Below are 19,079 nucleotides of genomic sequence, written 5' to 3'. Positions count from 1 at the left end.
CCATGACCAACCTGAATACCGTCGATCCCGCCGCGGTCGCGGAAGAATCCAAGATCCAGAACAACGACGTCGTCATCGCCAAGTCGCGGATCATCCTGCGGCGCTTCCTGCGCAACAAAACCGCGGTCGTCGGGCTCGTCATCTTCGTGCTGCTGACCCTGCTCTCCTTCTTCGGCGGCGGCCTCTCCAGCTGGGACAAGGAGACCATCGACCCGTTCAACATCGGCACCGAACCCTCCGCGGAGCACCTGCTCGGCACCTCCCAGGCCGGCATCGACCTCTACGCCCTGACCGTGGAAGGGACCAGGGTCTCGATCCTGATCGGCCTCGTCGTCGGCCTGGTCTCCGTGTTGGTCGCGGCGGTGTACGGCTGCACCATGGCCTACTTCGGCGGCAAGGTGGACAAGGTCATGCTGTTCGTCCTGGAGGCCCTGATCATGATGCCGGCCCTGCTGGTGGTGGCGGTTGCCACAAGCGGCGGCGGTGACGGGCTGAAGAAGAATCTTCCCAGCTGGCTGCTGCTGATCATCGTGCTGCTGGTCTTCAGCTGGATGGGGACCGCCCGGCTGATCCGGTCGCTGTCCATGTCGCTGATGCAGCGCGACTTCGTCAAAGCTGCGCAGTACATGGGCGTTCCCGCCCGGCGCATCGTCTGGCGCCACCTCGTTCCGAACATCGGGTCGCTGCTGGTCCTCGACGTCACCCGCGGCGTGACCGGCGCCATCCTCGCCGAAGTCGCGTTCTCCTTCATCGGCATCGGCATCAAAGTTCCGGACGTGAGCCTCGGTGTGCTGATCGGGCAGGCCACCTCCCAGGTCTCGACCTTCCCGTGGATGTTCTGGGTGCCGCTGACAGTGATGTTCCTGCTGACCGGCTCGCTCGCCATGATGAACGACGGCCTGCGCGACGCGTTCGATCCAAGCTCCAGTTCCATCGGCAGCGCCAAAAAGACCACCGCCAAGCGCGCCTCCACGAAGAAGAAGAGCTCATGAGCAGCGAGACCACCGCCACCGGCCCCAGCACCGCGGAGCGCCTGCACGTCGCCGGGCTGCACCCCGCCGGCGGTCACTACACAGATGCCCCGGCCGGTGCCGTGCTCTCCGTCCGGGACCTCAACGTCCGCTTCCGCACCGAGAACGGGGTGGTGCACGCGGTCCGCGGCATCGACTTCGACCTGCTGCCCGGGAAAACGCTGGGCATCGTCGGCGAGTCCGGCTCGGGCAAATCCGTCACGTCCATGGCCATCATGGGCCTGCTCCCGGAAACCGCGGAGGTCACCGGCTCGGTCCGGCTCAAGGGCAACGAACTGCTCGGCCTCAGCGACAAGGCCATGTGCCGGTTCCGCGGCAACGACCTGGCCATGGTCTTCCAGGACCCGCTGTCGTCGCTGACCCCCGTCTACACCGTGGGCAGCCAGATCATCGAAGCGCTCGCCGTGCACAACCCGACCATGAGCCGGCAGGCCAAGGAGGCGCGCGCCGTCGAACTCCTGGCCCTGGTGGGGATCCCCAGCCCGAAGGACCGGCTCAAGGCCTTCCCGCACGAGTTCTCCGGCGGCATGCGCCAGCGCGTGATGATTGCCATTGCCATCGCCAACAACCCGCGGGTACTGATTGCGGATGAACCCACGACGGCGCTGGATGTGACCATCCAGGCGCAGGTCCTCGAGGTGCTGCACACCGCCCAGGAGGAAACCGGCGCCGCCGTCGTCATGATCACCCATGATCTTGGCGTTGTCGCAGGCATGGCCGACGACATCATGGTGATGTACGCCGGCAAGCCGGTGGAGACCGGCAGCGTCGATGACATCTACTACAACCCCCGGATGCCCTACACCATGGGGCTGCTGGGCGCCGTTCCCCGCGTGGACGTGGCAGAAAAGACCTCCCTGGTACCGATCGAGGGCATCCCGCCGAACCTGGTGCATACGCCCATCGGCTGTTCCTTCGCGCCGCGCTGCCCGCTGGTCAGCGACGCCTGCCTGCAGGGCGAACCCGCGCTCCGGACCGTCCCCGGCGGACAGCCCGCGGCTGCGGCGGCCCCCGCCGGACCGGACGGGAAGCACCGGGCCGCGTGCATCAAATCCGATTCGCTTGGCGGCGACGTGGACGTGCATGAGATTTTCCGGGCTCCCGAAGTGCCCCTTTCCCGCCTGGACCAGATCCCGCGCGCGGACCGTAAAACGGTCCTGGAACTCAAGGACGTCAGGAAGCACTTCCCGTTGATGAAGGGCGCGCTGATCAAGCGCCGGATCGGTACGGTCAAGGCGGTTGACGGCCTGAGCTTCGACATCCGCGAGGGCGAGTGCTTCTCGATTGTGGGGGAGTCCGGCTGTGGCAAGACCACCACCCTGCTGGAAATCATGGAGTTCCACAAGGACCAGGACGGTGAGGTGGTCATCGCCGGGCTGAGCAACAAGGCGGCCTCCGACGCCAAGACCAAGGCCGCCATGCGCAAGGAACTCCAGATGGTGTTCCAGGACCCCACCGGGGCGCTGGACCCGCGGTTCACCGTTTACGAGGTGCTGGCCGAGCCGCTGGAGAACTCCGGCATGGCCAAGCCTGAGATCCGGAAACGGATTCTGGAACTGATGCAACTCGTGGGCCTGCAGCCGGACCACGTGAACCGCTTCCCGAACCAGTTTTCCGGCGGCCAGCGCCAGCGCATCGGCATTGCCCGGGCCCTGGCCGTGAACCCCAAACTGGTGGTCCTGGACGAGCCGGTGTCGGCGCTGGATGTCTCCGTCCAGGCGGGCGTCATCAACCTGCTGGATAAGCTGCGCGCCGAGCTCGGACTCAGCTACCTGATGGTCGCCCACGACCTGTCCGTGGTCCGGCACATCTCGAACCGGGTGGCCGTGATGTACCTGGGCAAGATCGTCGAGACCGGCGAGGTTGACCGCGTCTTCGATAACCCACGGCACCCGTACACCCGGGCCCTGCTCTCCGCAATCCCGGTCCCCGACCCGCAGCTGGAGCGCGGCCGCGAACGCATCATCCTGCAGGGCGATCTACCCTCGCCGCTGGATGCGCCGAAGGGCTGCAACTTCGCCACCCGCTGCCCCGTCTTCGCCGCACTTCCCGCCGCCAGGCAGGAAAAGTGCCTGAGCGAGGAACCGCCGTTGCTGCCGGTCGCGGCTCCGACGGCGGGGACAGTTGCCAGCGCCACACACCTGGCACCAACAGACCAGCAATTCGCCTGCTTCTACCCGGACGGCGAACTGGACGCGGACATGCTCGTTGTCCACTAAACCGGCTGACCTACCTGTCAGACGCAGTACTGCACCAAAAAGAAAATGAGGGGAAACACATGAGGAATCTGACCAAGATCGGCGGAGTAACCGCCGTCGCGGCAGCGCTTGCGCTGACAGCCTGTGGCGGCGGAGGAGGCCCTGCCAAGGGCCCCGAAACCGCGAAGGGGCAGGACTCGGGAAGCGACCTGTCCAAGCTCATCAGCATCAACGCCAAGGACGCCAAGGACCTGCAGCCGGGCGGCAAGGTCACGCTGCCGCTGGGCAACATCGGACCGGACTTCAACGGTTTCTCCAATACGGGCAACAGCGCCGACAACACCGCACTGCACCGTCCGATCGACCAGGCGGGCACGTGGGGCTGCTGGAACTTCGACTTCGACGGCGCCGCCTCGCCGAACAAGGACTTCTGTGAAGACGTCAAGAGCGAGGTCAAGGACGGCAAGCAGACGATCACCATCAAGGTGAACGAGAAGGCCAAGTTCAACGATGGCACCCCCATCGACGTCAAGACCTTCGAAAATACCTGGAAGATGCTCAACGGCGAGAACAAGGACGTCGACGTTGTCAGCTCCGGCGCGTACGAGTTCGTTGATTCCGTCAAGGCCGGCGCCAGCGACAAGGAAGTTGTGGTCACCACCACCCAGCCGGTCTACCCGCTGGACGCACTGTTCACCGGCCTGGTCCACCCCGCGGTGAACACCCCGGAGATCTTCAACAGCGGCTTCACCGGTGAAATGCACCCGGAGTGGATGGCCGGACCCTTCAAGGTGGACAAGTACGACGCCGCCGCCAAGACCGTCACCATGGTGCCGAACGACAAATGGTGGGGCGCCAAGCCGGTCCTCGAGAGCGTCGTGTTCCGCCAGTTGGAGACCAGCGCGCAGATCGCCGCGTTCAAGAACGGTGAAATCGACGGTGTCTCCGCCAACACCATCTCGCTTTACAAGCAGCTCGACGGCACCAAGAACTCCGAGGTCCGCCGTGGCCAGCGGCTGTTCGCCGGCGGTATGAACATCAACGCCCAGAAGGCGCCGATGACCGACGTCGCGATCCGCAAGGCGATCTTCACCGCCGTGGACCGCGAGGCCCTGCGCAAGGTGCGCTTCAACGGCCTGAACTGGGAAGAGCCCAGCTCGGGCTCGATGATGCTCCTGCCGTTCTCGAAGTACTACCAGGACAACTACCCGGTGACCGAAACCGGCCCGGATGCCGCCAAGAAGGTCCTGACCGACGCGGGCTACAAGGCCAACGCGGCCGGCATCATGGAAAAGGACGGCGTCCCCGCCGCGTTCAAGATCAGCAACTTCGGCGACGACCCCACCACCCTGGCCTTTGCCCAGACGCTGCAGAAGCAGCTTCAGGCCGGCGGCATGGACGTCGGGATCGACCAGCGCGGTTCCGCCGACTTCGGCAAGGTCGTGGGCAGCCGCGACTTCTACCTGAGCATCTCCGGTTACACCGTCGGCTCGGACGCCACCGACTCGGTCAAGCAGTTCTACGACTCCAAGACGAACACGAACAAGCTCGGCGACGCGGAACTCGACGCCAAGATCAAGAAGCTCTCCACCATCGCCGATGACACCGAGCGCAACAAGGCGGCGATGGAGGTCGAGAAGGAGCACATGGCGAAGTACTTCTCCATGGGCGTGGTGATGAACGGTCCGCAGATCTCCTTCGCGCGCACCGGCCTGGCCAACTACGGCCCCTCCCTGTTCAAGAGCCTGTCCCAGGTTCCGGACTGGACCACGATCGGCTGGGAAAAGAAGTAACCCACCCCAGACGCTCCCGCAGCTTGCGGGTTTTCGGGCGGCGCTCCCCCAGCTTTGGGGGGAGCGTCGCCCGATTTGTTGCGATGTTTGAGGTGGCGCCGGAGGGCGGGCGGTAGCGTGGTGCCATGACTTCCGTACCGGCCCGCCCCGCCCCCTCGGCTCCGATCCGTACGGCCCTGGCCGGGTATGGCCTGTCCGGCAGCGTGTTCCACGCACCGTTCATCGCCGCCAGCCCGGCCTATTCGCTCGACGTCATTGCCACCTCCGACGCCGGGCGGCGCGCGGCCGCGACGGCCCGGCACCCCTTGGCCCGGATCGTCGACCGCCCGGCCGACATCATCGGACTGGCAGCCGGCCTTGACCTGCTGGTCCTCGGCACGCCGCCGGCCACCCATTACCCGCTCGCGAAAGCCGCGCTGGAAGCCGGGCTCGACGTCGTCGTCGACAAACCCTTCACGGTGCGCAGCGAGGAGGGCGCGGAACTGATCGGCCTCGCCGCGCAGCTCGGGCGCGTGCTCACCGTGTTCCAGAACAGGCGGTGGGACGGCGATTTCCTCACGGTCATGGCGCTCGTGGGCGCGGGAGCCCTGGGCACCGTAACGAGGTTCGAATCCAGCTTCGAGCGCTGGACGCCCGGCGTCACCAAGGCCTGGAAGGCGGCGGCCAGGCCGGAGGACGGCGGCGGGGTGCTGTTTGACCTCGGCACCCATCTGCTGGACCAGGCCGTGCAGCTCTTCGGTCCCGGGACCGTGGCCCACGCGGAACTGGCTGCCCGGCGGCCCGGGGGAGTGGCGGAGGACGATGTGTTCGTGGCCCTGCGGCACGCCTCCGGCGTGACCAGCCACCTGACGATGAACCTGCTGTGCGCACAGCAGGGCCCCCGGTTCCGGCTGCTGGGCAGCGACGGCGGCTACACCAAGCACGGCGTGGACCCCCAGGAGCCCTACCTGGCGGCCGGCGGGAGCCCGCTGGACGCCGACTACGGGGTGGAGGACCCGGACTGGGCCGGACTGCTGGGCCGGGACGGCCACCTGGACCGGCTGCCGACCGATCGCGGCGCCTATCCGGAGTTTTACCGGATCCTGGCGGAGAAGATCCTCGACGGCGGCGCCACGTCCGCGTTGCCGCTCCCGGTAGACCCCGCGGGCCCGGTCGAGGTGCTGCGGCTGGTCGAACAGGCCCGGTCTCTGGCCTGACACGGACTTAAACACCAATCGGCTGCTCCGTAACTGCCGTTCTGGAGGTCCAAAACGGCAGTTACGGAGCAGCCGACGTGGGTGGAACTACGCGGAGACCAGCTGGCGCCAGTCCGCGACCAGGGGCAGGCTGTGCGCCTCGGACACCGAGTGGTGCGCGACCTTCCCGCCGGCGATGTTCAGGCCTGCGGCGAGGGCCGCGTCCCGCTCAAACGCTGCGGACACGCCGAGGTCCGCCAGCGCCACCGCATAGCGCAGCGTGACGTTGGTCAGGGCGTAGGTGGAGGTGTTCGGCACCGCACCGGGCATGTTGGCCACGCAGTAGAAGATGGTGTCGTGGACCTTGTAGGTCGGTTCCTGGTGGGTGGTGGCGTGCGTGTCTTCAAAGCAGCCGCCCTGGTCCACGGCGATGTCCACCAGCACGGAGCCCGGCTTCATCCGCGCCACGAGCTCGTTGGACACCAGCTTCGGCGCCTTCGCGCCGGGAATGAGCACGGAACCGATCACGAGGTCGGCGTCGACCACCGACTTCTCGATTTCGTAGGCATTGGACGCCACCGTGCGCAGCCGGCCCTGGTACACGGCGTCCAGTTCGCGGAGCCGGTTGATGTTGATGTCCAGGATGGTGACGTCCGCGCCGAGACCCATGGCCATGGCAGCGGCATTGGTGCCGGCCACCCCGGCGCCCAGAACCACGACCTTCGCCGGCCGCACACCCGGGACGCCGCCGAGCAGCACGCCCTTGCCGCCTGCCGGGGCCATCAGCGAGACGGCGCCGACCTGGACGGACAGGCGGCCGGCAACCTCGGACATCGGTGCCAGCAGCGGCAGCGTCCGGCCCTCCTGGACCGTTTCGTAGGCGATTGCGGTAACGCCCGTGTTGATGAGTTCCTGGGTCAGTTCCGGCTCGGCGGCGAGGTGCAGGTAGGTGAACAGGATCAGGCCCTTGCGGAAGCGGTGGTATTCGGCCTTGACCGGCTCCTTCACCTTCATTACCATGTCGGCGCGGCCCCACACGTCATCGGCCTCGGCCACGATTTCGGCGCCGGCAATGGCGTACTCCTCGTCCGTGATGCCGGAGCCCAGCCCCGCGCCGCGTTCGACCAGGACGGTGTGGCCGTGCTGGCGGAATTCGTGGACGCCGGCCGAGGTGATGGCGACGCGGAATTCGTTGTTCTTGATTTCTTTGGGTACACCGATGATCATTTTGTGACTCCAGTGGTGGCGGCCGGGGGCCGGAACGGACGGGGAAGCTGTGTTTCCAGAATAGGACCGGCTGTGAGGCACGCTACAGGCCGGCCGGCAGCACCGCACCGGCCGGCCGCGGAAACTAGGGCTTTGGGGAAAAGACGGCTCGACATCTGTCGAGCCCCGGGGCGGCAGGTGTCGCCTGCTGTCCGTCGGCCCGACCTGTTCGCCGCCGCACGTGCGGGGCAGTAATGTTGCACCATGCAGCAGCCGGACGTGGAGGAGCTCGTGGAGCGGGTGGCCCTCAGGCTGGGCCGCGGGCTTTCGCTGGAAGACCTCGACGGCGTCCTGCTCGCCTACAGCTCGAACCAGTCGCACGCGGACCGGGTCCGGGTGAACTTCCTGCTCAGTAAACGCGTTCCGGCGGACGTTGGCGCGTGGCAGCTTTCGCACGGCATTGCCACCGCGGTGCGTCCGGTGGTGGTGCCGGCCAACGAGGAGCTCGGCATGCTTGGCCGGGTCTGCGTTCCGCTGCTGGTCCGCGGCTTCCGGGTCGGCTACCTCTGGGTGCAGCTCGACGCGGAAGACCCCACCGCCGGCGCGGTCCTGACCCAGCTCCCGGAGGTGAAGCCGGAACTGGAGCAGCTCTCCGCCCTGCTCCTGGACTCCAACACCGCCGAGTCCGAGTTCCGCCGCCGCCGGGAACAGGAGTTCCTCAATGCCTGCCGGGGCGAGGCAAACGCCGTCGCCGCGGTCGGGGGCTGGAAGGAAGTGCAGGGCCGTGGGCCGTGGCAGTTAGTGACCATCCTCGACGCGGACGGCTGGGCCGAGGGCTCGGACCCGATCGCGGCGACCCTCATCCACCGCTCCGCAGCGCTGCAGGCGACCATCGGGGTGGACGCGGCCCTGTTCAGCGCGGGAACCGAGACGCATGCCGTGGCGCTGTTCAAGGAGTCGACCGGGCGCGCCGACCACGCCCAGGTCCTGGTGCACTACCAGCTCGAGCTGGCCAAGCGGGCCGGCCGGCCGGTCCACCGGATCATCCTCGGCACTTCGGAGGGCTTCTCCCGGCCGAGGGAGCTGGCCGAGGCGTACCGGCAGTCCCGGCAGGCAGCGCAGGCCGCAGCCGTGGACCCCCAGCTCGGCGAACTGGTGGATTCCCGCGCCACAGGCATCTACCAGCTGCTGGCCTCGGCCGGCGGCGGTGCCGGCGCCTGGGCGGACGCCGGCTCGGTCTACTTCCGCACGCTCGCGGACCACGACCGCAACGGCGAGCTGCTGCCGGTGCTGGAGCTCTTCTATGACAACGACAGTTCGGTCCAGGAGGTGGCGTCCAAACTGCACCTGCACCGGAGCAGCGTCTACAACCGGCTGGGCAGGATCCGGCAAGTACTGGGGGTTGACCCGCTTAATGGGATGGTCCGGCTGGAGCTGCACGCAGCCCTGAAGGCACACCGCTGGGCCGAAAGGCCAAGGATTTAGGGACCAGCGGCTGGACCCGTCCGCATCAGTGCTCGTCGCGGAGTGCGGGGTCCTGGTTGCCGTCGGTCCGGCTCCAGCCCGGCTGCGCCGCCTCCGGGTCGGGGCCCGGCGCCTGCTCCGAGGCTGCGGCGCGCCGGCGGCGGGAGATCCGGCTGTCCGTCCACAGCGCCACCGCCACGAACGCCACGCAGCCGGCCATGAAAGCCGCCGTGTTGTTCAGTCCCATCACGGTTCCGAGGATGCCGGTGAGCACCATGGCGGCGATGCCGGCCAGGATGTGCCACCCTCTGAACTTACCCACGATCCAAGCGTAACCCCGGCCTCAGCCGCGTTTCCGCGCAGGGCCGGGATCGTTGTTTGATCCTTATCACCCGGCCAGGAATCACCCGGTCGGCGCCGGGGCAAGGGCCGCGGTCAGGATCCATCCACGGCCGCGCCGCTGGCCCGGGCCGCGGTCGCTTTCTTCTGGGTGTCCAGCCACGCCATGATGTCCGCGAGCCGGATCCGCCGGTGCGTGCCGCGGTACTGGACCGGAATCTCGCCTCGGTCCGTCATGTTCCGCAGGTAGGTGTGCGAGATGCCCGCGAGTTCTGCCGCCTTGGACGTCGTCAGCATGTCCTCGACGCTGCTGACGGTCACCGATTCGCCGCGGCTGAACCGCGCCAGCAGATCGACGACGGCGTCCCTCGCCGCGGGCGGCAGCCGGTGCACCGTTCCGTCCACGAACACCGTGATGTCGCTGCTGCCGGCGAGGGCATGCTCGAGTTGCTGCGCGTCCTCTGCCGGGAGGCCTGCGGTGACCCGGGGAGCTATCAGTGTCATGGACTGCATCCTAGCGGCCCGGGCGGGCGCGCTACAGCCCAAGTTCCTCCAGCACAGGCAGCTTGGCCCGCACCCAGGCCTTCGCTTCGGTGGCGCTCGGGGCGGAGAGCGCCAGCGTCGCCAGCTCCTTTGCCTCCGCCAGGGTCACCGTCTTCAGCACCGCGGCTACGGCTGCGATGGAACGTGCCGTCATGGAGAGGGTGGTGACGCCGAGCCCGGTCAGTACGACGGCGAGGGCCGGGTCCGCTGCAGCCTCACCGCACACGCCCACCGGCTTGCCGCTTCCTTCCAGGTTCGAGCCCTCGACCGTCAGGCGCACCAGGCGGAGCACGGCCGGCTGCCAGGGCGTGTTCAGCGCCGCGAGCGGACCAAGCTGGCGGTCCGCGGCCATGGCGTACTGGGTGAGGTCATTCGTGCCCAGGCTGGCGAACGACACCTGCCGCAGGATGGCCTCGGCCGTGAGGGCCGCCGACGGCACCTCGACCATGACGCCCGGCGTCTTGATCCCGGCAGCACTGCACAGCGAGGCGAAACGCGCGGCCTCTTCCGCCGTCGAAATCATCGGCGCCATCACCCAGACGTCGGCCTCGGAATCCTGCTCGGCCCGCGCGATGGCCTGCAGCTGGCGCTCGAGGACGCCGGGGGTGGTGAAATCGGTCCGGTAGCCGCGCACACCGAGTGCGGGGTTGGGCTCGGTGGCGTCCGTCAGGAAGGGGAGCGGCTTGTCCGCGCCGGCGTCGAGGGTACGGAGCACCACCTTCTTCCCTGGGAACGCGTCGAAGACGCCCTTGTACGCGGCGGCCTGCTCGTCCACCGTCGGTTCGGTGTCCCGCTCGAGGAAGCAGAACTCAGTCCGGAACAGGCCGACGCCCTGGGCATTGAGCCCGGCCGCGGCCACCGCGTCCTTGGCGCCGCCGACGTTGGCCAGGAGCGGCACCAGGTGCCCGTCCGCTGTCGCGCCCGTACCGCTAAACTCGGCCAGCAGCGAGGCGGTCGCGGCCCAGTGCTCGGCGGCGGAGCGCTGGGCGTCATCCGGATCCGCAGTGATCAGCCCGGCGGCGCCGTCGACGTAGACCTCGGTGCCCTCCGGGAGCGTGTCCACGCCGGCGGCGGCGACGACGGCGGGCAGGCCCAGGGAACGCGCAATGATCGCCGTATGGGACTGCGGGCCGCCGCCGGCCGTGAGCAGTGCCAGCACCTTCTCCGGGTCGAGCGTGGCGGTGTCCGCGGGGGCGAGATCCTCGGCGATCAGGATGAACGGGGAGTTCGAGGAAGGGATGCCCGGCGCCGGGACGCCGCGCAGCTCGGCCACAATCCGGGCCCGCACGTCCAGCACATCGGCGGCGCGCTCGGCCATGTAGCCGCCCAGGTTGTGCAGCATCTCGGAGACGGATGCGCCTGCCTCCCAGATGGCGCGCTGGTTGGACGTGCCGCGGCCGATGAGTTTGGCGGCGGATTTCAGCAGCATGGTGTCGGTGGCCATCAGCGCGGTGGCCTCCAGGACCGCCTTGCCGTCGCCGCTGACCGTCTCCGACCGTGCCTTAAGCTCGTCGTGCACGGCCCTGGCCGCCGCCTTCAGCTGGGCGGTGGCGTCCTCGGCGGAAACCCCGGGCGGCAGCTGTTCGCCGGACGGCGGTTCACTGACCGCCTTGGGCATCTGACGGATGGTGCCGATGAGCCGTCCGGGGCTGACGCCTACTCCTTGGAAGTTCTGCACTGAGAGTCCTCATTTTCTGCCGTGAGCCAGTGGGCGTTAAGCCGGTAAGCGGGTGGAACCGGTCCAAGCGCCGCCAACGATCCGCTTGATCCAAGGTTTCCTGCGGCCGTCCGCTACGTCAACCGGCAAAGCGGGCGGCCCGAAAAAGTCTGTGATGCACTTCATATAGCGTTGCTATAGGTGCTAGGGTAGCGGCTATGACTATGAATGGCCAGCTACCGCCCAAAGTACGGCTGCTGCGTGCAGCGGCGGGGTTGCTGGCCAAATCCGGGGGCGCCGCCGTCTCGACCCGCCAGATCACCCAGCTGGCAGGGGTGACCGCCCCCACGCTCTACCACCACTTCGGGGATAAGGAAGGACTCTTCGATGCCGTCGTTTCCGCCGGTTTCGAGGAGTATGTGGCCCGTGAACGGGACTTCGCCCCGTCCGGGCAGCCGCTGCACGACATCCGCCGGATGTGGGACCAGCACGTCCAGTTCGGGCTCAACCAGCCCGAACTGTATCTGGTGATGTTCGGCAACATCCGCCCGGAGAGCAGGCCCGCCGTCGTCGCCGACGCGGAAGCCCTGATGGAGGAGATGCTGAACAAGGCGGCGGTCGCCGGCCTGCTCGCCGTCCCGCCCAAAGAAGCAGCCAGGAGCATCCTGGCCGCCAACGTGGGGGTGACGCTCATGCTCATCACGGAGAAGGCTCCGGAGCGCAACCTCGAGCTCTCGACCATGACCCGCGACGCGATGCTCTTCGCGGTCTCTACGGAACAGGCCCGGGAAGCCGAGCCGGAGGACTCGGGCAAGTCGCCCGTGGTGGTCGCAGCCATCGCCCTGAATGCGGCGCTGCAGGCCTCGCATGCAGACCAGCTCTCCAGTTCCGAGCTCAAGCTTTTCCTGGAATGGCTTCACCGGATCTCAACCAGTTCCACCAGTTAGTTCGTCGAAATATCGGACAATCCTGCGGTGCAGCAGGGACTCACGGTTAGGAAATCAGATGGCAACAGAGACAGTTGCGAAACCCCGAAGCAGCGTGCGGGTCGGCGTCCAGAAATTTGGCACCTTCCTGTCCGGCATGATCATGCCCAACATCGGAGCCTTCATCGCCTGGGGCATCATCACTGCTTTCTTTATCCCGGCCGGCTTCACCCCCAACGCGGACCTGGCCAAACTGGTCGCGCCGATGATCACCTACCTGCTGCCGCTTCTGATCGGCTACACCGGCGGCCGTATGGTCTACGGCGTCCGCGGCGGCGTGGTGGGCGCCGCCGCCACCATGGGCGTCATTGTCGGTACCGACATCCCGATGTTCATCGGCGCCATGATCATGGGCCCGCTGACGGCGTGGATCATGAAGAAGATCGAAAGCCTCTGGGAGAACAAGGTCAAGCCCGGCTTCGAGATGCTGATCGACAACTTCACTGCCGGTATTGTCGCCGCGGTTATGGCGATCTTCGGCATGCTGGTGATCGGCCCGGTCGTGAAGGCCTTCAGCAACGGTGCCAGCGCCGTCGTCGAATTCCTCGTCCACAACGGGCTGCTGCCGCTGACGAGCATCTTCATTGAACCGGCCAAGGTCTTGTTCCTGAACAACGCCGTCAACCACGGCATCCTCACCCCGCTGGGTACCGAACAGGCTTTGACCCAGGGCAAGTCGATCCTGTTCCTGCTGGAAGCCAACCCCGGTCCGGGCGTCGGCATCCTGCTGGCCTACATGCTCTTCGGCAAGGGCGTGGCAAAGGCTTCGGCCCCCGGCGCCGCGCTGATCCAGTTCGTGGGCGGCATCCACGAGATCTACTTCCCGTTCGTGCTGATGAAGCCGATCATCATCCTCGCCGCGATCGGCGGCGGCATGACCGGCATCTTCACCCTGGTGGTCACCGGGGCAGGGCTCCGTTCGCCGGCCGCTCCCGGCAGCATCCTCGCGGTGTTTGCCGCTACCCCGGCGGACAGCCTGCTGGGCGTGGGGCTGTCCGTGCTGCTGGCGGCCACGGTGTCCTTCCTGATCGCCTCGGTCATCCTGAAGGCCAGCAAGAGCACCGACGAGGATGAGCTCGGCGCCGCGACCACCCGGATGGAAACCATGAAGGGCAAGAAGAGCTCGGTTTCCTCCGCCCTGGCCGGTGCGGGTGCCGGCCTCGGGTCGTCCGCCGGAGCGGGCGGAGTCGCGGTGCTGGCCGGTCCGATCCGGAACATCGTTTTTGCCTGCGACGCCGGGATGGGCTCGAGTGCCATGGGCGCGTCGGTGCTGCGGAACAAGATCAAGGCGGCCGGCTTCCCCGATGTCAAGGTCACCAACTCCGCGATCGCGAACCTCAGCGACACGTACGACGTCGTCATCACCCATCAGGACCTGACTGAACGGGCCAAGCCCGCAACCTCCAGCGCGGTCCACGTTTCGGTGGATAACTTCATGAACTCCCCGAAGTACGACGAGGTCGTGGCACTGGTCAAGGACAGCAACTCCAGGGACGGTTCCGCCGACGGCGTGGGCGCAGCCGCTGCCGGCGCTGCCGGCGCTGCGGGCATAGCGACGGCGACTGCCGTCGCCGAGCCGGAGGCGGCAGCCGGGCCGTCCGGAATCCTCGGCGCCGACAGCGTCATCCTCAGCGGAAGGGCCACCACCCGTGACGCCGCCATCGACGAGGCCGGGCGGCTGCTGATGGACCGCGGTGCGGTCGACGCCGGCTACCTTGCCGCCATGCACGAGCGGGAGCAGTCGGTCTCTACCTACATGGGCAGCTACCTTGCCATCCCGCACGGCACCAACGAGGCGAAGGATCACATCCTGAAGTCGGCGGTTTCGGTGGTCCGCTACCCCAACGGCATCGACTGGAACGGCAAGGAAGTCAAGTTCGTCGTCGGTGTCGCCGGCATCAACAACGAACACCTCCAGATCCTGTCCTCGATCGCCAAGGTGTTCACGAACAAGGCCCAGGTTGCGCAGCTCGAAGCGGCCACCACCGTCGACGAAGTGCTCGACCTGTTTGGAAAGGTCAACTCCTAGTGAAGGCTGTTCATTTCGGAGCCGGAAACATCGGCCGCGGGTTCGTCGGGCTGCTGCTGCACGAGGCCGGGTACGAGGTGGTGTTCGCGGATGTGGTGGATGCCCTCATCACCGAACTCGCCGCCGCGGACAGCTACCAGGTCCACGAGGTGGGGGAGAGCCCGGCCGTGCGGACCGTGGACAATTTCCGTGCGCTGAACTCCGGCACGCAGGAGGCCGACGTCGTCGCGGAGATCTCGACGGCGGACATCGTCACCACCGCGGTCGGGCCGCACATCCTCCGGTTCGTGGCGCCGCTGATCGCCCGGGGCATCGCGGCCCGGGCGAAGGAACTGGAGCCGCTGCAGGTGATGGCGTGCGAGAACGCCATCAATGCGACCGACATCCTGAAATCCGAAGTGGCCGCACAGTGGGACCCGGCCGCTGGTTCCCTGGCCGCCGCCGCCGTGTTCGCCAACACGGCGGTGGACCGGATCGTGCCGAACCAGGCGGCCGGCCAGGGACTCGACGTCACGGTGGAGACGTTCTACGAGTGGGTCATCGACCGGACCCCGTTCGCGGGCAAGGCGCCGGACATTCCCGGGGCGATGTTTGTGGATGACCTGGCGCCGTACATCGAGCGCAAGCTCTTCACGGTCAACACCGGGCACGCCTCTGCGGCGTACTTCGGCTTCCAGGCCGGGCTGGGCAAGATCTCCGAGGCCATGGCGGACCAGGACGTCGCCGCGGATGTCCGCGCGGTGCTGGACGAGACCAAGGAACTCCTGGTGGCGAAGCACGGCTTCAACCGCGACGAGCAGGAGGCCTACGTGCAGAAGATCCTGGGCCGTTTCTCCAACCCGCACCTGCCGGACACGGTGACCCGGGTGGGCCGTGCCCCGCTGCGGAAGCTCAGCCGGCACGAACGGTTCATCGGCCCCGCCGCCGAACTGGCCGAGCGCGGCATCGTCCCCGAAGCGCTGCTCGGCGCGATCGCCGCCGCGCTGCGTTTCAACGACCCGGCGGATGCCGAGGCGGTGGAACTGGCGCAGATCCTGAATTCCTCCACCCCGGAGGCGGCCGCGGCGCAGATCACCGGCCTGGACGCGGACCACCCGCTGTTCCCAGCCGTGTGCGGGCTCGTCGAGGAGGCCAAGGCCGCCGTCTAGGCATACCTGCTGCACCGCAACGACGAACCCTCCCCCGCAGCATGCGGGGGAGGGTTCGTCGTGCCAGCGCCGGCGCCTCAGCGCCGCCGTGTCAGGAGCGGCCGGCCAGGGCGGTTTCGCCGGCGACCAGAGCGGTTTCCCTGTCGGCCATCGCCTTCCACTCCGTGACCCGCGCCTGGTGCAGCGGCGACCGCCGGACAACGGCGTAGGCCACCCCGAGGATCGCGAACCAGATCGGCGTGACCAGCAGCGCCACGAGCGTGTCGGGCTGCGTGGTGAGGGCCCAGACCAGGAATGCGAAGAACGCGAAGACCACCCAAACCATCGGGATGCCGCCGGGCACCTTGAACGTCGAGGCCGCGTTCAGCGCGGGGCGGCGTTTCCGGAACACCAGGTAGCTGGCCAGGATAATGCTCCAGACGAACATGAAGCAGACCGCAGACACCGTGGTGACCATGTCGAAGGCCACGCCCACGTCCTTGCCTGCGTAGAGCAGGGCGACGCCGGCGAGCAGCAGCACGCAGGACAGGAACAGGGCATTTTGCGGGACCTTGCGGGTGGAGAGCCGGCCGAACACCTTGGGCGCGTCGCCGTCGTTGGCCAGGCCGAACACCATCCGGGACGTGGAGTAAATGCCGGAGTTGGCCGAGGACATCGCGGAGGTCAGCACCACCAGGTTCACCACGGTGGCCGCCATGCCGAGGCCGGCCAGGGAGAACATGGCAATGAACGGGCTCTGGCCGGCCTTGAAGCCGGTCCACGGCGTGACGGACATCAGGATGATGAGGGCGCCCACGTAGAACAGCATGACGCGCAGCGGGATGGCGTTGATGGCGCGCGGCAGGTTGTGCTCCGGGTTCTTCGTCTCCGCGGCGGCGGTGCCCACCAGTTCGATGCCCACGAAGGCGAACACGGCGATCTGGAAGCCGGCCACAAAGCCCATGAACTCCTTCGGGAAGAAACCGCCGTGGCTCCACAGGTTGCTGAAGGACGCGGTGCCGGCGTTGGACTGGAAGCCGGTGAAAATCATGACCAGGCCGACGGCGATCAGGGCAACGATGGCAACGATCTTGATCAGGGCGAACCAGAATTCGGTCTCACCGAAGGCTTTCACCGTCGGCAGATTCAGCAGCAGCAGAATGATGATCGTGGCGATACCCGGGACCCACAGCTGGATGCCGGGCCACAGCTCCTCGGCATAGCCGGCGATCGCGATGACGTCCGCGACGCCGGTGACCACCCAGCAGAACCAGTAGGTCCAGCCGGTGAAGAAGCCGGCCCAGGGGCCCAGCAGGTCGCCGGCAAAGTCGCTGAAGGACTTGTAGTTCAGGTTCGAGAGCAGCAGCTGGCCCATGGCCCGCATCACGAAGAACAGCATGAAGCCGATGATCATGTACACGAAGATGACCGAGGGGCCGGCCACGGAGATCGTCTTTCCGGAGCCCATGAAGAGTCCGGTGCCGATCGCTCCGCCGATGGCCAGGAGCTGGATGTGCCGGTTGCTCAACGAGCGCGAGAGATGGGGCTCGGAATCCCGGCTGGAGGCAGTTCTCTGCTCCGCGGTGGTCTGTTCGGGCATGTCAACAATCCTTAGTATTAGCCGCGTCACGTGACGGCGGTTACAAATCAGCTTTTCTAAAGTACACGCTGAACGCCCGACTTGCATTGTCGAGCACTTCTTGACGCCCCGGCAGCCAAACTGTTAGGCTTCCTAACTATGAACGCAAGAACCCCGGGGGACGACGCCCTGCTTGACCTCTCCCGCGATTTCCGCGAGGCGCTGCGGCTGGGCGTCTATCTGGTCCGGCGGCTGGACGCGGACGGCGAACTTAGCTCGGCCCAGCTCAGCATGCTGAAGATGCTGCAGGAGCCGGCGACTGCCGGGGTGCGGGTCGGCGAGATCGCCAGAAACCTCGGGGTCAAGGTGCCCAGTGCCACCGAGCAGATCATCAAGCTCGAACGCGCCGGCCTGGTCCGGCGCGAGGCCGATCCGGACGATTCGCGGGCCGTGCGGGTAAAGCTCAGCGCTGAAGGCCGCGCCGCCGTCGAAGCGGCCAATACCCGCCGCAACGCGGTCCTGGCCAAAACCCTCGGCACGCTCTCCGGCCCGGAACGGCAGGCCCTCGCCGCCGCGCTGCCGGTGATCAGCCGGATCAGCGAGTCCCTGCAGCCCTGACGGGTGCCGGTCCGTTCAGAACAAACCAAGTACCAAACACGAGCGAGGAAGTGACCACCATGGATGGCCAGCTCACGGCCACTGCGCCGGAAGCCGCATCAACCCTTGAGGCCGAGAAGGCTTCGCTGCTCCGGCAGCCCAAGGCTGTCTGGGCCACGGCCCTGGCGGCCGTGTTCGCGTTCATGGGGATCGGGCTGGTAGATCCCATCCTGCCGGCCATCGCGAAGAACCTGGACGCCAGCCCCAGCCAGGTGTCGCTGCTCTTCACCAGCTACTTCATGGTCACCGCGGTCGCCATGCTGGTCACCGGCTTCGTCTCCTCCCGGATCGGCGGCAAGCGCACCCTGCTGGCCGGCCTCGCCATCATCGTGGTGTTCGCCTCGCTCGCGGGCCTGTCCGGCAGCGTGTCCGAACTGGTCGGCTTCCGCGCCGGCTGGGGCCTGGGGAACGCGTTGTTCGTCGCCACGGCCCTTGCGGTGATCGTCGGTGTTGCCAGCGGCGGAGCCGGAACCGCGATCATCCTGTACGAGGCCGCGCTCGGCCTGGGCATCTCGCTGGGCCCGCTGCTCGGCGCCCTGCTGGGCGGCTGGCAATGGCGCGCCCCGTTCTTCGGCACTGCGGTCCTTATGGCGGCCGCCTTCATCGCCCTGGTTATCCTGCTGCCGAGGACCGCGCGGCCTGACCGCAAGGTCAGGCTCCGGGACCCCCTGCTGGCCCTCGGCCATCGGGGACTGCGGACCACGGCGGCCAGCGGCCTGTTCTACAACTACGGCTTCTTCACCATCCTCGCCTTCACGCCGTTCATCCTCGGCATGGATGCCTACGGGATCGGCGGCGTGTTCTTCGGCTGGGGGGTGGCCGTCGCCGTTTTCTCGGTCTTCGTGGCGCCGGTCCTGCAACGGCGCTTCGGGGCCGTCCGGGCGCTGGGGGGCACCCTGATGCTGCTGCTCCTGGACCTGGCCGGGCTCGGCCTGGCCGCGGGGCACTCGGTGCCCGCCGTCGTCGTCCTCGTGGTGGCGTCCGGCGCCCTGCTGGGCATCAACAATACGATCTATACCGAGCTGGCGATGGGGGTGTCGGATTCCCCCCGTCCGGTCGCCTCCGCCGGCTACAATTTCGTGCGCTGGATGGGCGGGGCCCTGGCACCCTTCGCCGCCGCTCAACTCGGTGAGCACTTCGGCCCGCAGGTGCCGTTCTTTGCCGCGGCCGTGGCGATGGCGGTGGCTATCGGGGTGGTCGCGGGCGGCCGCCGGTACCTCATCTCGCACGAACCGCACCTGGTCTGAACCGGCGTCCCTGGTCCGCGGCGCGCCCCGTGCGGGCAGCCGCCGGCC

15 protein-coding genes are annotated in these 19,079 nt (G+C 67.5%); 10 read left to right on the top strand and 5 right to left on the bottom strand.

Features of this window, described 5'->3' with window-relative positions:
- The first annotated feature begins 2 nt into the window (after positions 1 to 2).
- From AC3ANP_RS04560 to AC3ANP_RS04545, 4 genes are all read left to right on the top strand, one after another.
- On the top strand, positions 3 to 992 hold the full coding sequence (locus tag AC3ANP_RS04560; protein WP_488332158.1) for an ABC transporter permease: 990 nt from the start codon (positions 3 to 5) through the stop codon (positions 990 to 992).
- A complete protein-coding gene (locus AC3ANP_RS04555) occupies positions 989 to 3,250 on the top strand; it encodes an ABC transporter ATP-binding protein (protein ID WP_488332157.1) in 2,262 nt (753 codons plus the stop codon). The genes AC3ANP_RS04560 and AC3ANP_RS04555 overlap by 4 nt, the downstream gene beginning before the upstream one ends.
- A 59-nt stretch (positions 3,251 to 3,309) precedes the next feature.
- On the top strand, positions 3,310 to 5,022 hold the full coding sequence (locus AC3ANP_RS04550; RefSeq protein WP_488332156.1) for an ABC transporter family substrate-binding protein: 1,713 nt from the start codon (positions 3,310 to 3,312) through the stop codon (positions 5,020 to 5,022).
- Positions 5,023 to 5,147: 125 nt separating this feature from the next.
- Positions 5,148 to 6,218 (top strand): Gfo/Idh/MocA family protein, encoded by a 1,071-nt coding sequence (locus AC3ANP_RS04545; RefSeq protein ID WP_488332155.1) that lies wholly within the window; start codon positions 5,148 to 5,150, stop codon positions 6,216 to 6,218.
- 87 nt (positions 6,219 to 6,305) lie between these two features.
- Here AC3ANP_RS04545 and ald read toward each other — a convergent pair whose 3' ends face one another.
- Complete coding sequence (ald, locus tag AC3ANP_RS04540) at positions 6,306 to 7,424, bottom strand: alanine dehydrogenase (protein WP_488332154.1); 1,119 nt, start codon at positions 7,422 to 7,424, stop codon at positions 6,306 to 6,308.
- A gap of 243 nt (positions 7,425 to 7,667) precedes the next feature.
- Here ald and AC3ANP_RS04535 point away from each other — a divergent pair, with 243 nt between their 5' ends.
- Positions 7,668 to 8,888: a PucR family transcriptional regulator gene (locus tag AC3ANP_RS04535; RefSeq protein WP_488332153.1), complete on the top strand. Its 1,221-nt coding sequence runs from the start codon at positions 7,668 to 7,670 to the stop codon at positions 8,886 to 8,888.
- A 25-nt stretch (positions 8,889 to 8,913) separates the two neighbouring features.
- On the opposite strand, the gene AC3ANP_RS04530 is transcribed toward AC3ANP_RS04535, so the two are convergent.
- From AC3ANP_RS04530 to ptsP, 3 genes are all read right to left on the bottom strand, one after another.
- Positions 8,914 to 9,189, bottom strand: a complete 276-nt coding sequence (locus AC3ANP_RS04530) for a hypothetical protein (protein ID WP_488332152.1) — start codon at positions 9,187 to 9,189, stop codon at positions 8,914 to 8,916.
- A 113-nt stretch (positions 9,190 to 9,302) separates the two neighbouring features.
- Entirely contained in the window at positions 9,303 to 9,710 is a 408-nt protein-coding gene (locus AC3ANP_RS04525) for a helix-turn-helix domain-containing protein (RefSeq protein WP_488332151.1), read from the bottom strand.
- 31 nt (positions 9,711 to 9,741) lie between these two features.
- The gene (gene ptsP / locus AC3ANP_RS04520; RefSeq protein ID WP_488332150.1) at positions 9,742 to 11,427 is read right to left on the bottom strand and encodes a phosphoenolpyruvate--protein phosphotransferase; all 1,686 of its coding nucleotides are present in this window, start codon (positions 11,425 to 11,427) and stop codon (positions 9,742 to 9,744) included.
- A 197-nt stretch (positions 11,428 to 11,624) separates the two neighbouring features.
- Here ptsP and AC3ANP_RS04515 point away from each other — a divergent pair, with 197 nt between their 5' ends.
- From AC3ANP_RS04515 to AC3ANP_RS04505, 3 genes are read left to right on the top strand one after another with little or no spacing between them, the layout of a single operon-like run.
- Positions 11,625 to 12,353 (top strand): TetR/AcrR family transcriptional regulator, encoded by a 729-nt coding sequence (locus AC3ANP_RS04515; protein ID WP_488332149.1) that lies wholly within the window; start codon positions 11,625 to 11,627, stop codon positions 12,351 to 12,353.
- A gap of 58 nt (positions 12,354 to 12,411) precedes the next feature.
- On the top strand, positions 12,412 to 14,421 hold the full coding sequence (locus AC3ANP_RS04510) for a PTS mannitol transporter subunit IICBA (protein ID WP_488332148.1): 2,010 nt from the start codon (positions 12,412 to 12,414) through the stop codon (positions 14,419 to 14,421).
- Positions 14,421 to 15,569: a mannitol-1-phosphate 5-dehydrogenase gene (locus AC3ANP_RS04505; protein ID WP_488332147.1), complete on the top strand. Its 1,149-nt coding sequence runs from the start codon at positions 14,421 to 14,423 to the stop codon at positions 15,567 to 15,569. Before AC3ANP_RS04510 ends, AC3ANP_RS04505 begins: the two co-directional genes overlap by 1 nt.
- A gap of 91 nt (positions 15,570 to 15,660) precedes the next feature.
- On the opposite strand, the gene AC3ANP_RS04500 is transcribed toward AC3ANP_RS04505, so the two are convergent.
- On the bottom strand, positions 15,661 to 17,148 hold the full coding sequence (locus AC3ANP_RS04500; RefSeq protein WP_488332146.1) for an amino acid permease: 1,488 nt from the start codon (positions 17,146 to 17,148) through the stop codon (positions 15,661 to 15,663).
- Positions 17,149 to 17,286: 138 nt separating this feature from the next.
- On the opposite strand from AC3ANP_RS04500, the gene AC3ANP_RS04495 reads away from it, so the two are divergent.
- Together AC3ANP_RS04495 and AC3ANP_RS04490 are read left to right on the top strand one after the other, a co-directional pair.
- A complete protein-coding gene (locus AC3ANP_RS04495) occupies positions 17,287 to 17,745 on the top strand; it encodes a MarR family winged helix-turn-helix transcriptional regulator (protein WP_488332145.1) in 459 nt (152 codons plus the stop codon).
- Between the two features lie 59 nt (positions 17,746 to 17,804).
- A complete protein-coding gene (locus AC3ANP_RS04490) occupies positions 17,805 to 19,031 on the top strand; it encodes an MFS transporter (RefSeq protein WP_488332972.1) in 1,227 nt (408 codons plus the stop codon).
- Positions 19,032 to 19,079: the final 48 nt, after the last annotated feature.

This window comes from Arthrobacter sp. JB02-1C, assembly GCF_057748045.1.
The sequence above is the reverse complement of the archived record's forward strand: the minus strand, read 5'-3'. Positions and strand labels throughout refer to the sequence as shown.